Annotated in this window: 13 protein-coding genes; 8 read left to right on the top strand and 5 right to left on the bottom strand. The window is 68.7% G+C overall.

The window, feature by feature from the left end; all coding sequences use genetic code 11:
- The 5 genes from WDZ97_RS07970 to WDZ97_RS07950 are packed head-to-tail and all read right to left on the bottom strand — an operon-like array spanning position 1 to position 4741.
- Entirely contained in the window at positions 1–948 is a 948-nt protein-coding gene (locus tag WDZ97_RS07970) for a glycosyltransferase (protein WP_425762392.1), read from the bottom strand.
- A gap of 1 nt (position 949) precedes the next feature.
- Positions 950–2143, bottom strand: a complete 1194-nt coding sequence (locus WDZ97_RS07965) for a glycosyltransferase family 9 protein (RefSeq protein WP_425762391.1) — start codon at positions 2141–2143, stop codon at positions 950–952.
- A complete protein-coding gene (locus WDZ97_RS07960; RefSeq protein ID WP_425762390.1) occupies positions 2131–2766 on the bottom strand; it encodes a D-glycero-alpha-D-manno-heptose-1,7-bisphosphate 7-phosphatase in 636 nt (211 codons plus the stop codon). The genes WDZ97_RS07965 and WDZ97_RS07960 overlap by 13 nt, the downstream gene beginning before the upstream one ends.
- Positions 2757–3491: an SDR family oxidoreductase gene (locus tag WDZ97_RS07955; protein ID WP_425762389.1), complete on the bottom strand. Its 735-nt coding sequence runs from the start codon at positions 3489–3491 to the stop codon at positions 2757–2759. Before WDZ97_RS07955 ends, WDZ97_RS07960 begins: the two co-directional genes overlap by 10 nt.
- A complete protein-coding gene (locus WDZ97_RS07950; RefSeq protein ID WP_425762388.1) occupies positions 3488–4741 on the bottom strand; it encodes a glycosyltransferase family 4 protein in 1254 nt (417 codons plus the stop codon). Before WDZ97_RS07950 ends, WDZ97_RS07955 begins: the two co-directional genes overlap by 4 nt.
- Positions 4742–5233: 492 nt before the next feature.
- Here WDZ97_RS07950 and WDZ97_RS07945 point away from each other — a divergent pair, with 492 nt between their 5' ends.
- From WDZ97_RS07945 to WDZ97_RS07910, 8 genes are all read left to right on the top strand, one after another.
- Positions 5234–6622 (top strand): sigma-54-dependent transcriptional regulator, encoded by a 1389-nt coding sequence (locus WDZ97_RS07945; protein ID WP_304003016.1) that lies wholly within the window; start codon positions 5234–5236, stop codon positions 6620–6622.
- Between the two features lie 62 nt (positions 6623–6684).
- Complete coding sequence (locus tag WDZ97_RS07940; protein ID WP_425762387.1) at positions 6685–7020, top strand: hypothetical protein; 336 nt, start codon at positions 6685–6687, stop codon at positions 7018–7020.
- A gap of 101 nt (positions 7021–7121) precedes the next feature.
- Positions 7122–7367 carry a hypothetical protein gene (locus WDZ97_RS07935; protein WP_425762386.1) on the top strand — a complete coding sequence of 82 codons (246 nt, stop codon included), beginning with the start codon at positions 7122–7124 and terminating at the stop codon, positions 7365–7367.
- Complete coding sequence (locus WDZ97_RS07930) at positions 7367–7765, top strand: phage holin family protein (RefSeq protein ID WP_425762385.1); 399 nt, start codon at positions 7367–7369, stop codon at positions 7763–7765. The genes WDZ97_RS07935 and WDZ97_RS07930 overlap by 1 nt, the downstream gene beginning before the upstream one ends.
- The gene (locus WDZ97_RS07925) at positions 7758–8102 is read left to right on the top strand and encodes a hypothetical protein (RefSeq protein ID WP_304003011.1); all 345 of its coding nucleotides are present in this window, start codon (positions 7758–7760) and stop codon (positions 8100–8102) included. Before WDZ97_RS07930 ends, WDZ97_RS07925 begins: the two co-directional genes overlap by 8 nt.
- Positions 8103–8131: 29 nt before the next feature.
- Positions 8132–11077: a PAS domain-containing protein gene (locus tag WDZ97_RS07920; RefSeq protein WP_425762384.1), complete on the top strand. Its 2946-nt coding sequence runs from the start codon at positions 8132–8134 to the stop codon at positions 11075–11077.
- Positions 11074–11943: a YihY/virulence factor BrkB family protein gene (locus WDZ97_RS07915; protein ID WP_304003008.1), complete on the top strand. Its 870-nt coding sequence runs from the start codon at positions 11074–11076 to the stop codon at positions 11941–11943. Before WDZ97_RS07920 ends, WDZ97_RS07915 begins: the two co-directional genes overlap by 4 nt.
- A 156-nt stretch (positions 11944–12099) precedes the next feature.
- Positions 12100–13083, top strand: coding sequence for a BON domain-containing protein (locus WDZ97_RS07910; RefSeq protein WP_425762383.1), 984 nt, complete (start codon positions 12100–12102; stop codon positions 13081–13083).
- Positions 13084–13137 lie beyond the last annotated feature (54 nt).

The following is a 13137-nucleotide window of genomic DNA, read 5'->3' as shown; positions in this document are numbered from 1 at the left end:
TCAGCGCACGACGTCGGCGAACACGCGCTGCCAGTCGGCGACGAAGCGTCCGATCGCGAATCGCTCGCGCGCGTCGTGCCGGGCGCACGCACCCATGGCGGCCGCTTCGGCCGGGTCGGCGAGAAGACGCCGGGTGGCGTCCACGAGCTTCTGCGGATCGGTGGCGAGGCAGCCTGAGCGACCGTCACGGACGACCGTCACCAGCTCGGTGGTGGCCAGACCGACCACCGGCAGCCCGACCATCATCGCTTCGATCGCCGACAGGCCGAGACTGGTCCAGCGCACCGGATGGAGGTAGAGCCGGTAGCGGGCGAGGAAATGAGGCAGTTCCGGGTTGGCGATCTCGCCCAGTCCCCCGCACTGTTCGGAGCCCATGCCAACCAGATCGATCTGCAGCGACGCGCGCACCTGCTGGAACACGTCCAGCCCCAGCCGGCGGCCGCGCCGCGCCAGGTTGTTCACGACCGCGATGGCGCGCGGCAGTTCGCCGGTGCAGCGCACCTCGTCCGGCACCATCACGCCGTGCTCGATCACGCAGGTCGGCGTGCGCCCGCTGTCCCACATCAGTGCGTTGAAGGCGGTCACATGGACCAGCAGCACCTGCGGATCGTCGACCGGATGACGCGTGTCGGTGGGATGCTGCTGCGGCGGATCGTGTTCGAGGTAGATGCGCGGCAGGCGCCGCTGAGCCTCTGTCAGGTAGCGCTGCTGGCCTTCGTTCCAGGCGGCTGCATCCTGGAACAGGATGCAGTCGAACTGCGTCGTCGCCAGCGCGTCGACCGGTACCTCGACCACGTTGTCTCCCCATGGCAGCGCGCCGGCCCGGCCGCTGTAGCCGGGACTGCGCGCGGCGTCGACCGGCAGCAGGAACACGTGCGGCACCTGACTGAGGTAGTACATGTAATTGCCGTGCACATGCCAGGTCAGTATGCGTAGCGGTCGCGCCATGTCAGTGTCCGTCGGCAGTTGGGGTGGCCGACGTGCGGGCGCTGTCGGCCCCCCCGTCGAGCAGCTCGCGTGCGGCGGCGGCGACGCGCGCCGGGTCGAGCAGACGCAGGCAGGCGTGATGGTGCTGCGGACAGACGCTGCGATAGCACCAGCGGCACGGAACGTCCTCGTACAGTACGCGGTGCTCGACCTGCCACGGTGCGTGCTGCGGGTTGGTCAGCGCATACACGTCGACCACCGGTGTGCCGAGCGCCGACGCGATGTGCACCGGTCCGGTGTTGTTGGCGATCAGCAGCGCGGCGCCGTCGATGACGGCAGCCAGTCCGCCGAGGTCGAGCACGCCGGCCAGCGTGGCGCTGCCGGTCGAGGTCTGCCGCCGTACGTCGCGTATCGTTTCGCTTTCGTCGGTGGAGCCGGTGAACACGATCTGCAGGCCGTCCTCGTCGGCCGGCTCACCGAGGTGTTCGAGCACGGCCGCGTAAAGCTCCGGCGGGTAGCGCCGCGATGGCGCGCTGGCCCCCGGATGCACGACGATGTAGGGCTGCGTGGGGTCGATCCCGGCGGAACGCAGCAGCGTGTCGGCGCGCATACGGTCGTCTTCGCGGATGTGGAAGGACAGGTGAGTGTCCTCGGTGCGCGCGCCGACCGCCTCGACCAGATCGAGCTGGCGGCGCACTTCGTGACGCAGCACCTCGTGCGGCTCCGGGTCGATGATCCAGTCGCTGAGCAGGTGATAGGGGTTCTCGCGGCTGTAAGCCAGGCGCAGCGGAATGTGGGCGAGCCAGCAGAGCAGGGCGGCGGGCAGCGCGCTCTGGCTGTACACGGTGAAGATGACGGCCGCGTCGAAGTGTTCCTGCCGCAGCGTTTCCGCCAGCGCCAGCAGCTCGTCCGGCAGCAGCGTGCCGCCGGGCAGCCAGGGCGGGCGCGCCTGCAGTACCTCGTCCGCGTCTTCCAGGTGCGGCTGCAGCGCCTTGCCGGCGGAGCCGGCGAGCAGCGTGATGTGGCGTCCTGGCGTCGACTGGCGCAGCGCGCGCAGGGCGGGGGTGGTCATCAGCACGTCGCCCATGTTGTCCAGCCGCACCGCGAGCACGCGACGTGCCGCCTGCCAGGCGTCCATATCGCACTGCCCGCGCAGCGTCTGGCCGTGCGACAGCTGTCCGCCGACGGGCGGTGGCGCCGGGTTCAGGCGGTCCATGACTGAGCTCCCTCCGGCGTGCGCGCGCGCGGTGCCGGGCGACGATGGGCCAGTATGTGGTCGGCGGCGTCGCGCAGCGTGTGCGCGATGTGATCGGGCCGGCGCAGCGGGCCGTCCACCCATTCGGTCTCCGAGCCGACGTCGAGCAGTATCGTCCGGCAGCCGGCACGCCGCCCCGCTTCGACGTCGTCGAGAATGTCGCCGATCATCCACGACGACGCGAGGTCGATGCCGTGCACCTCGGCGGCACGTTGCAGCAGACCGGGCAGCGGCTTGCGGCAGTCGCAGACGCGGGCGCCGTCACTGACCGACGGATGGTGCGGACAGTGATAAATGCCGTCCAGCACGACGCCGAAGGTCGCCAGCCGTTCGAGCAGTGCCGAGAACAGCGTCGCGATGGCCTGGTCGTCGAACAGGCCGAGCGCGATGCCGGGCTGGTTGGTCACCAGTATCAGGCGGTAGCCGGCGCGCTGCAGGCTGAACAGCGCCCCGCCGGCGTCTTCGCGTATGCGCAGGTGGGCGGGGTCGACGTTGTGCGGAACGTCCTCGACCAGTGTGCCGTCCTTGTCGATGAATACGGCGCAGCTCAGCGGACGGCCCGGGGTGGGGCGACTTAGGGCCATGACGTTTCTCCCATCGGCAGCACCGATATCTCGGCGACCACGCTCTCCGGCGGCAGCGTCAGCACGTTCACGACGGCCGCGGCGACCGCCTCCGGCGCCTGCAGAATCTTGGGGTCAAGGTCGGGAAAGCGTTCCAGCAGGAAGGGCGTGCGCATGCCGCCGGCGATGACTGCGGTCACCTTGATGCCAAGCGGCCGCAATTCGGCGTGCAGCGCGTGCGAGAAACCGAGCAGCCCCCACTTGCTGGCGTGATAGGCGGAGGCGTTAGGCCAGGCGCGCTTGGCCGCAGTGGATGCGATATTGATGATGTGTCCGCCGCCGACCGCCTGCATGTGCGTCAGCGCCCGTTTGCAGAACAGGAAGGGACCGCGCAGATTGGTGGCCATCACGTGGTCCCACTGCGCGATCTCGAGCTCGGCCAGCGGCAGCGTGTAGTCCACGCCGGCGTTGTTGATCAGGATGTTGAGTGCGCCGAAGCGCTCGCGTGCGTGTTCGAGGCAGCGTTCGACCTGCTCGGCATCGCCGACGTCCACCGCGCAGTGGCCGGTCTCGAAGCCGCGCTCGTTCAGCTCGCGACTCGCCTGTTCGACCGCGTCGCCGCGCATGTCGATCAGCATGACTCGCGCGCCTGCCTGACACAGCGCCTCGCTGAGCGCCCGGCCCAGTCCGCGGGCGGCGCCGGTGATCACCGCGGTGCGGCCTTCGAGAGGACGTGCCGCCTTCATGATCCGGCCCTTTCCTCGAAGGCGGGCGCGTTACGCGTACACAGTTCCTCGTAGATGGCGTCGAGCGAGGTGCCGACCCGCTTCCAGGTAAAGGTGCTGCGGACCCGGCGCAGGCCGGCAGAGCCGAAGCTGCGCGCGCGCAACGGGTCGTCGTGCAGCCATTTCAGGCGTTCGGCCAGCGCCGGCGGGTCGTGCGGCGGCACCAGGTAGCCGGTCTCGCCGTCGACTACCGTGTGCCGGATGCCACCGACATCGGCGCCGATCACCGGGCGGCCACAAGCCATCGCTTCCAGCGGTGTGATGCCGAAGGGCTCGTACCAGGGCGTGGTGACGAACACGTTCGCCGCGCAGTAGTAGTCGCTCAGGGCCTCGCGCTCGCGACGGCCGGTAAACAGCGTCCGGTCGGCCACGCCTTCCTCTTCGGCGATCGCGCGCAGACGCGCGATTTCCGGCGTGTAGCGAGGGTCCGGGTGTTCGCCGCCGACGACGAGCAGCCGCGCGTCTATGCGGTGTTCCCGCTTCAGCACGCCGATGGCGCGGATCACGTTGTCGATGCCCTTGCGCGGCACCAGCCGGCCAAGCTGAAGCACGACGAACTCGTCGGCCGGCAGACCGAGCCGTTCGCGCGCACGGCCGTCGCCCGGCCCCAGTTCGCGCGTATCGACGCCGCAGGGGACGATGGCGATGCGCTCGCCATCGGCGCCGTACAGGCCGGTCAGGTCTGCGAAGTCCTGCGGACACTCGGCGATGATGCAGTCGGCACGATCGACCAGCGCTTCCTCGATCGCGATCCGCTCGTCCGGAAATCCGTCGGCGCTGCCCTGATGCAGCCGGCGGACGCGACCGAGCGCGTGGAAGGTGACGACCAGCGGCACCTGCAGCCGGTCGCGCAGGAAGAGGCCTACCTGCCCCGACATGAAGAAGTTCGCGTGCAGGATGTCGTAGCGCCACGACCGCTGTTCGCACCAGCGTGCGATCCACGACGCGAAGGCCGGCATGCAGGGAAGCAGTGCCTCCTTCGGCACCGGTTGCGGCGGACCGGCGTCGACCTGGATGACGCGCGTGCCGGGCGCCAGTACCGTCACCGCAGCGGTGGATGGGTCGTCGCGCCGCGTGAACACATCGACCCGGTGACCCAATGCGGCCAGCTCGCGGGCGACGAAGGCGACATAGACGTTCTGTCCCCCGCTGTCGGCACCGCCCTGCGAGGCGAGTGGTGAAGCGTGTTCGCTGATCATTGCGATGTGCATGGAAGCTCCCGGCCGACAAATGCGATGCGGGTGTGGGGCAATCCATGTGCCCGTGCGAATCGACGTCGAGGCAGACCAGGCAGCGCGGCGCGGCCCGTTCGCTCATGTAAGTTGAGCCCGACAAGGGAAAGAATTACCCGCTGCCTCGGCACCGACGGACGCCGACGGCGGGCGGGGAAAACGGCCCACCCTGCCGGTCGATGTCCCTCAACGCGTAACAGGATGATGAGCGGCGTATCGGCAGATCACGGGCGGTAACAATCCGTTGGAGTCGAGCGCCGAAGGGGCATGACGGGCAGTTGCGGCGTCGCGCCGACGCGCATCCGGACGTAGTTCATTAACCTTATTTAACAATTACCGGGGCATGTCGATTGAGCCGTGCAGCATGCTGAGAAGCCGCGTTCGCTCCGGCGCTCCTCGCCGGACAGATGCCGATGCGAAGGTCGAGGTCGGCGCCGCGGGCTCCCTTTTCACCCGTCCGCCGGAGGCCGCATGCCCCGAGTCCTGCTCGTAGATGACGATCCCGAGGCGATCGAATGGCTGTCGGAGCTGATCCGCAGCGAGGGTTACACCGTCGCTGCCGTCGATTCGCTCAAGGCAGCGCGCATACACCTCACTCGTTCGACCCCTGAGCTCATCCTGACCGATCTGATGCTGCCGGACGGTCAGGGCATCGAACTGCTCGCCGATTTCGGCTCCAGACCGGCGCCGGCCATCGTCGTCGTGACCGGTTACGCGAGCATAGAGAGCGCCATCGAGGCGATGCGGGCCGGTGCCACCGATTACCTCATCAAGCCGCTCGACCATCAGCGACTGCGCGGCATCCTGAGCCGGATGCCGAAGACCGAAGTGCTGCGCGAGGAGATCGGCGAGTTGCGCAGCGAACTGATACGCCTCGGACGCTTCGGTCACATGCTCGGAAATTCGCCGGCGATGCGCCGGATCTACAACCAGATCGACCGCGTCGCGCCAACATCGGCGACCGTGCTGCTGATCGGCGAAAGCGGTACCGGCAAGGAGGTCGTTGCGCAGACGCTGCACGATCTCAGCCGACGCAAGCGCCAGCCCTTCCTGCCACTCAACTGCGGCGCCGTATCGCCGCAACTGATCGAGAGCGAACTGTTCGGCCACGAGAAGGGCAGCTTCACCGGCGCCGACCGGCAGCACCGCGGCTTTTTCGAACGGGCGCACGGCGGTACGCTGTTCCTCGATGAAGTGACCGAAATGCGCCCCGACCTGCAGGTCAAGCTGCTGCGCGTGCTGGAGACAGGCACCTTCATGCGCGTCGGTACCAACGATCCCATCGTCACCGACATCCGGCTCATCGCCGCCACCAACCGGGTCCCCGAAGATGCGGTGGCGGAAGGGCGTCTGCGCGAGGATCTCTATCATCGCCTGAACGTGTTCCCCATCGTCCTCCCGCCGCTGCGCGAACGCGGCACCGACATCGAACTGCTGGCCCAGCACTTCCTGACGGAACTGAACGAGCGCGAGCACGAGAACAAGCGCTTTTCGCCGGAGGCGATCGCGTCGCTGTATGCCCACTCGTGGCCAGGCAATGTGCGCGAGCTGAAGAACTACGTCCATCGCGTGTTCATCCTGGCGGACGAGGTGATCGAACCCGATCTGGCGCCGGACAATTTCACCCGGGCATCGGCCGGACCGGTGCTCACCATACGCGTCGGCACGCCGCTGGAGGAGGTGAACCGGCGGGTGCTCGAAGCGACGCTTCAGGAATGCGGCAACGTGAAGCGCAAGGCGGCCGAGGTACTCGGCATCAGCCTGAAAACGCTCTACAACCGTCTGTCGCTCTACAACTCGGCACGCGTCGAAGAACTGGAAACCGAAGGCGATCTGGAGCACAGCGGGCAGGAGGAGTGAGGCGCTTTCCGGAGCTGCCCGTCCGCGAAGCCCGCACAGAGGCGCCGAACAGGAGTCATCCGATGAAACGAAACCGAGCGCGCGCAGGGCGCGGCACGAAGACCGTGCATGGCAGCACAGACGTGGATCTGACCCGTCGCCGTCCGCATGAAGAAGGACTTTCTCTCCCCTACGAGCGGGACGAGTCGCCGGACGATACGGCGGGCAGCGAGCCGCGCGCCATCATCGATCAGGCTGCGCGCGACGTCGCACGCGGGCTGGTCGACACCGACCGGCGCGGCACACCGTCCGACGTGCCCGGGCCACCGGTCGAGCCGGGGCAGGCCGACGTGACCGGCGATGGCGTCGATGTCGGACGCGTCTCGCGCACGCGCGGCCGCGGCCGGGAGGGGGGCTGACCGGGGCTCCGCCCGGGAACACGGTTTGCTGGACCGCCGTACCGCCGCATCTCGCAGTCCATTTTCCCGTCGCGGCGGACAACTGCTGGAGGACGTGACCGATGAGCAACGTTACGCATGAACCCCTGATGAGCGCGGCCGAGGCCGAATCCCGTCTGGATGCCCAGGTCAACCGCCTGAAAGGCGCGCTGACGAGGGCGGCCGACAGCGGCCGCGAATTCGCGCATGACCTCGCCCGCGACGAAGGATGGGTCGGTGAGGGCGTGCGCTGTGCGCGCAAGCATCCGGTGGCGGCGGTTGCCATTGCCGCTGCGGTGGGACTGCTGCTCAGCCGTGTCCTGCGCTGATGGGGCCTGACGCGACGGGCCGGACCGGCGGGCACGCCGTCGAGGACCTCGGGCAACTGTGGCGGCGGACCTGTTCGCTGGCCGCTGACTTCGGCTTGCTGGTCGCGCTGGATCTCCGTCACTCGGCGCGCCGGGCGGTCGAGGCGCTGTGCATCGCCGTCGTCGCCTCGGTGCTGTTCGCCGTCGCGTGGATCGCCGTGATGGCCGCGCTGATAGGGCTTTCGGCGGAGCCACGTGCCGCGTGGGCGCACGGCATGCTCGGCGCCGGCGCCATCAATCTTTCGCTCGCCGTCGCGATGGGGTTGTGGGTCCGCAGCAGGCTGCGCCGGCTGCCGCTCGCCACGTCGATCCGTCAGTTGCAGGGTATCAAGGAAGGGGGGGTGACCGCGGATGGCTGACCACGAAGCGCTCGAACTGGCGCGCGTCGCGGCGCGCGTCGACGCGCAGCGGCGGGCGCTGCGTCAGGCCGTCGACGAATGGGTGACCGCGCGCCGCGAGGCCGTCGTGTCGGTGCAGGGGCTGGCCGCAGTGGCCGCGTCCGCGTTTACGCTGGGCACCGTACTGCGGGGCCGGCGCCCACAGTCTCCCACCCCGGCCGGCCGCTTGTCGGCCTTGCTGGCAGTGGTGCTGGCGGCGGTGCGGATCCACCGCGGCTATCGCGACACCTTCCCGCGTCACGGGGCACCCTGGCGGAAGGGTCGTCAGCGCTCTACCGGGGCGCCCTCGGCCGGATGAACGGCCCGGCTGACGCGCAGGGGGCGACGATGGCGCAAGCCGAACCGACCGGGCGCGTATTCCCGGTCGCGGGTCGACGCATCGGTTCGATCGGCCGGCTGGGTGCGGTCAGCGATGCCAGCGCGCTGGTCGCGCTGATCGCCCTGATCGGTTTCGTCGGCTGGGCGCGCGATTTTCCGGCGCCTTCATCGCTGACGCTGTTCTTCCCCACCCTGATGCCGAGCAGCCTGTTCCTGCTCGGGCTGGTGGCGATTGCGCTGCGTGAGTTGCGCTTCGGTCACCGCGCTCGGATGCGGTACACGGTCACGCTGGCGTCGGCGGTGATCGCCTTCGTGTCGCTCACCCGGCTGGCGGTCGACCTCGACTTTCTCGATGCGCAGACCGAAAGCGTGCTGGTCGGGGCCTTGTTCTCGACGCAGTCATCGCCGGTCACCAGCCTCAGTTACGTGTTGATCGCTCTGTCGATGGGTCTGGCCGCATTCGGCCATCCGCTGGCGCAGCGGGTGTCGGGCTGGTGCGGTGCCGCGGTCGCCGGTATCACGCTGGTCAGCCTGTGTGTCATGACGGTGTCGCTGTTCGGCGAGAGCCGGCCGCTCGACCTGGACATGAAGTTCCCGGTGGCGCTGGCGCTGTTCGCGGCCAGTACAGGCCTGCTGTCGCTGCGCTCGGCGGACATTTTGGCGCAGCGAGACGGCGATGCGCCCGGCCTGTCGGTCGTCCGCAATCTGGCCCCGCTGGCCGTGGTGCTCCCGCTCGCGGCAGTCTGGCTGGAAGGTGCTGGCAGGGGGGCTGGACTGCTCCAGCGCTTCGAAGGCGTCGGCGTCGTGGTGGTGACCCTCGTCATCGCCAGCCTGACGCTCATCGTGTGGACCGGACGCAAGCTGGATGACATGCACGATTCGCGGTCGCGCGCGGAACATCGCGCCGACACGCAGCAGACCTGGTTCGAGATCACGCTCGCCCACCTGGGCGAGGCGGTGATCACCGTCGACGATCAGCGCCGCATCGGTCTGCTCAATCCGGCGGCGGCCGCGCTGCTGGGCGTCGACGCCGGCGACGTGGTGGGCAAACGCATGGAGGATCTGGTTCCGCTCGTCGAGGGGCGCACCGGCGTGCTGCTCGACTATCCATTGCAGCAGGCGTTCGAGGCGTGCGCGCCGGTCACGCTGGAGGGCGAGCCGGCCCTGCGCAACGCCGCCGGCCGCCTGCAGCCGATCGAGATCACCGCTACGCCGATACTGGACGCCGAACAGCGTCTGGTCGGCGGCGTGCTGGTGCTGCGCGACGTCAGCGCGCGGCGTGCGCGCGAGCAGGCCGAGCGCGAAGTCTTTGCCGCGCTCGACCGACGGGTGGCGGAGCGTACCCGCGCCCTCGACCGCACGACCTCGGTGTTGCGCGAGAGCACCGAACTGCTGCGCACGATTGCCGAAACCACGCCCGAGCAGATCATCGCGAAGAGCCGCGACGGCGCGATCATGATGATCAACCCCGCGGCACTGAAGCTGATGGGGCTCAGTCGTGCCCAGGTGATCGGCCGCCGGGAGGAAGACCTCTTTCCCGATTCGGCCGACATGCGTCGCATCGCGCAGCACGACCAGGAGGTGATGGAGACCGGGCGCCCGGTGGTGGTCGAGGAGCGACGCCACACCTCGGCCGGCGAACGCACCCTGCTGGTGACCAAGTCGCCGCTGCGCGACGCGAGGGGCGAAGTGGTCGGACTGGTCGGCGTGTCGAAGGACATCACCGAGCGCAAGCGGGCACACCAGGAACTCGAACAGCTGCTCGACGCCGAGCACCGTCTGCGGGGCGAGGCGGAGCGGGCGAGCCGGGCGAAGGACGAGTTTCTCGCCATCGTGTCGCACGAACTGCGCTCGCCGCTGAATGCGCTGAAGGGGTGGGCGCAGGTACTTGCCGGCGTATCGACCCCGGATCCTGCGCTGCTCGGCCGGGCCAGCGACGCCATCAAGCGCAATGTCGACCATCAGGTGCGGCTGATCGACGATCTGCTGAGCACGTCGCGCATCATCAGCGGCAAGCTCGACCTCAATTGCGAGCGCATCAATCTGGTCGATGTTGCGGCCTCTACGCTGGAGACCTTTCGCGTGCAGGCGCACGAAAAGGGCGTCGGCCTGCGCTTCGAATCGGAGCACGCGGTGGTTCCGGTGCGTGCAGACTACGACCGGATGCAACAGGTGCTGAGCAACCTGCTTTCGAACGCGCTGAAGTTCACTCCGGAGGGCGGCTCGGTGCAGGTGTTGCTTGCGCTGACCCGTGACACCGTCGAAATGACGGTTTCGGACACCGGCATCGGCATCAAGGCGGATTTCCTGCCCCATGTCTTCGACCGCTTCAGTCAGGCGGATACCTCGATGACGCGCCGATACCACGGTATGGGTATCGGCCTGGCGCTGGTCCGCAATCTGGTAGAGCTGCAGGGCGGATCCGTGCGCGTGCGCAGCGACGGCGAAGGACAGGGGGCGGCCTTCGTCGTCCAGTTGCGACGCTTGCAGGCGCACGAGCATCCGTGTCAGCCGCCGACGCTGCTGCCGCCGGGGCGACGGCTGGAGGGGGTCAAGGTGCTTCTGCTCGACGACGATGCCGACGCCTGCGACTTCATGCTGCTCATTCTGTCAAAAGCCGGCGCGCGCGCGCATGCCGTCGATTCTCCCGACGACCTGCTGGCCGCCTTCGACGATGACGCGGGCGCCACGGCGACGGTGCTGCTGCTCGACATCGCCATGCCGCGAGAGAGCGGGTTCGAGGTGCTGCGGCGCGTGCGGCAGCAGTGGCCCGCACGGCGGGTGCCGGCCATAGCCGTCAGCGCGCTGAGCTATCTGGACGACTCGCTGCTGAAGAATTCGGGTTTCGAAGCGCTGGTCAGCAAGCCCGTCGACGAGAGGGAATTGATCGATGCGATCGCCTCGGTGCTTGACGCGCAGGCGGCGGCAAAAGAACGGACCGGGACGCCCGGATGATGCGATCGGCCCCGACGCCGCTGCGCACTGGGGCAGATCGGCTCTGGGCGGCGTTGCGCGGCTGGATCGCCCACGACGCGCCGTCGATGTCCGCCTCGATCGCGTTCTTCGCCGCCTTCTCGCTGGCGCCCATCCTTGTCGTCGCAGTGTCGGTCGCCAGTTTCTTCTTCGGTGTTGAGGCGGTTCAGGGCCGCCTGTTCTCGAGCATCGAATCGGTGGTGGGTGCGGCCGGGGCCGAGGCGGTGCAGGCCATGCTGGCCAACGCCTGGCTGAGCGGCGACCAGGGGTGGAGCGGTGCCCTGTCGCTGCTGGCGGTCTTCGTCGGCGCGACGGCGACCTTCGCCGAGTTGAACAGCGCGTTGAATCGCATCTGGAACGTCGACCCGTCCCGACGGGTCGTGATCGGACTGCTGCGCGTCCGGCTTCTGTCGTTCGGCATCGTCATCGGCACCGGCTTCCTGATGGTGGTGCTGCTGATCGCCGACGCGCTGCTCACGCACGCGCAGGCCTGGCTGTTGGGTGGACGCAGTGCGCTGCCGCTGCTGCAGCAGGTGCAGCAGTGCGTGTCCTTCGTGTTCCTGTGCGTCGCCTTCAGCGTGTTGCTCAAGGTATTGCCGGACGTCTTCGTCGCGTGGCGCGAGGCGATCACGGGCGGCGTCGCCGCGGCCGTGCTGTTCGCGATCGGAAAGCATCTTTTCGCGCGCTACCTCGCCTACGCCGGCACCGCGAATGCCTTCGGTGCAGCCGGCTCGCTGGCGGTACTGATGATGTGGCTGTTCTTCTCCGCGGCGGTCTTCCTGTTCGGCGCCGAACTCGCGGCTGCGTCGAGGCGGCCGGCGGACAAACCGGGCTACATGCCGATGTAAATGTTGCCCGCCGCCGCCGCCGGCCTGCCTCGCGTGGGCAGGGCACGCGGTTTGCCACTCTGCCGGAAGACGGGAGAGGTTGGCAGGCGCTGCATCGTGCGGGGTCGTCCTCTCCCTCCCGGTCGTACCGACCGGAAAGACAGAGGAGATGAAGCCATGAGATCGCAGCATTCGCGGACCATTCCATTCGGACCCGAGGAGGACAGCACGCAGGACCGCTACCGCTCGCAGGGGGCGGAGCGCGGCATCACCGGTGCCGACTACCGGCGTTCGCGCGGCAACTGGGACGACGACGTCGAAGGCGGCCGCAGCACGGGGCAGGACACGCACCGCGGGTGGTCCGACCCCGGTCTGCCGCATGCGGACAGCTGGCGCCGTGGCCGGGAGGATTTCGAGCGCAGCGGCCCGGGCGGCAATCCGGACGAGCGCGGCGAAATGTTCGCCCGCGCCCGCAGCGGTGCCCGTCACGAAGGCGAAGCCGAGCACCCGATGCAGCAGCGCTATGCCGGCTACGGCGGCTACAACGGTCCGTCCGGGAACTTCCCCGGTCGCGACTCCGGGCGTGACGACTACGGCTACGGCTGGAACCGCGCGCACTCCGGCGAACGCTTCGAAAGCAGCAACGACGAGTCGGAGCGCTTCTACCCGCAGGGCGGCGGACGCCAAGGCGGCAGCCGCGAGCAGGGGCACGACGAAGGTCGCGCCTGGCCGTGGCGGGCGCCGTCCGACGAGACCGGACAAGGCCGTGCGAGCCACGGAGCACCGCACGCCGACATTCATCGCGAGCGCAAGGGCCCGAAGGGCTACGCGCGCTCCGACGAGCGCATCCGCGAGTTCATCTGCGAGCGCCTCGCGCAGCAGCACCGGCTCGACGTCAGCGATGTCAGCGTGTCGGTCAGCGACGGGTGCGTGACGCTCGAAGGCACGGTGCCGGACCGCGGCATGAAACACGCCATCGAGGACGCTGCCGATGGTTGCTGGGGCGTCAAGGATGTCGAGAACCGCATCCGCGTCGCCTCCCATCTGCGCGGCATCCAGGCGCTGGGCGGCGACGACGTCGGACGCACGATGAGCGAGTCGGCCAGCGAAGTGCTGTCAGGCGACGCCGCGGCCAGTACCCCCCGGAAAGCGAAGGGCTGAGTACGGCCGCGCTGTTCCATCTTGATCGATCAACCACAGACGGAGGTTACAACC

The sequence above is a fragment of the Methyloversatilis sp. MC4-4 genome, from assembly GCF_049843555.1.
Classification (GTDB): Bacteria; Pseudomonadota; Gammaproteobacteria; order Burkholderiales; family Rhodocyclaceae; genus Methyloversatilis; species Methyloversatilis discipulorum_B.
Note: the sequence above shows the minus strand (reverse complement) of the source record. Positions and strands in the feature narration are given on the sequence as shown.

Bases quoted from the DNA above. Each gene is read 5' to 3' on its own strand.
- WDZ97_RS07925 (WP_304003011.1), top strand. From the start codon at position 7,758: ATGGCTGACCACGAAGCGCTCGAACTGGCGCGCGTCGCGGCGCGCGTC.
- WDZ97_RS07915 (WP_304003008.1), top strand. From the start codon at position 11,074: ATGATGCGATCGGCCCCGACGCCGCTGCGCACTGGGGCAGATCGGCTC.
- WDZ97_RS07960 (WP_425762390.1), bottom strand. From the start codon at position 2,766: ATGGCCCTAAGTCGCCCCACCCCGGGCCGTCCGCTGAGCTGCGCCGTA.
- WDZ97_RS07970 (WP_425762392.1), bottom strand. From the start codon at position 948: ATGGCGCGACCGCTACGCATACTGACCTGGCATGTGCACGGCAATTAC.
- WDZ97_RS07950 (WP_425762388.1), bottom strand. From the start codon at position 4,741: ATGCACATCGCAATGATCAGCGAACACGCTTCACCACTCGCCTCGCAG.
- WDZ97_RS07920 (WP_425762384.1), top strand. From the start codon at position 8,132: ATGGCGCAAGCCGAACCGACCGGGCGCGTATTCCCGGTCGCGGGTCGA.
- WDZ97_RS07965 (WP_425762391.1), bottom strand. From the start codon at position 2,143: ATGGACCGCCTGAACCCGGCGCCACCGCCCGTCGGCGGACAGCTGTCG.
- WDZ97_RS07930 (WP_425762385.1), top strand. From the start codon at position 7,367: ATGGGGCCTGACGCGACGGGCCGGACCGGCGGGCACGCCGTCGAGGAC.
- WDZ97_RS07955 (WP_425762389.1), bottom strand. From the start codon at position 3,491: ATGAAGGCGGCACGTCCTCTCGAAGGCCGCACCGCGGTGATCACCGGC.
- WDZ97_RS07940 (WP_425762387.1), top strand. From the start codon at position 6,685: ATGAAACGAAACCGAGCGCGCGCAGGGCGCGGCACGAAGACCGTGCAT.
- WDZ97_RS07935 (WP_425762386.1), top strand. From the start codon at position 7,122: ATGAGCAACGTTACGCATGAACCCCTGATGAGCGCGGCCGAGGCCGAA.
- WDZ97_RS07910 (WP_425762383.1), top strand. From the start codon at position 12,100: ATGAGATCGCAGCATTCGCGGACCATTCCATTCGGACCCGAGGAGGAC.
- WDZ97_RS07945 (WP_304003016.1), top strand. From the start codon at position 5,234: ATGCCCCGAGTCCTGCTCGTAGATGACGATCCCGAGGCGATCGAATGG.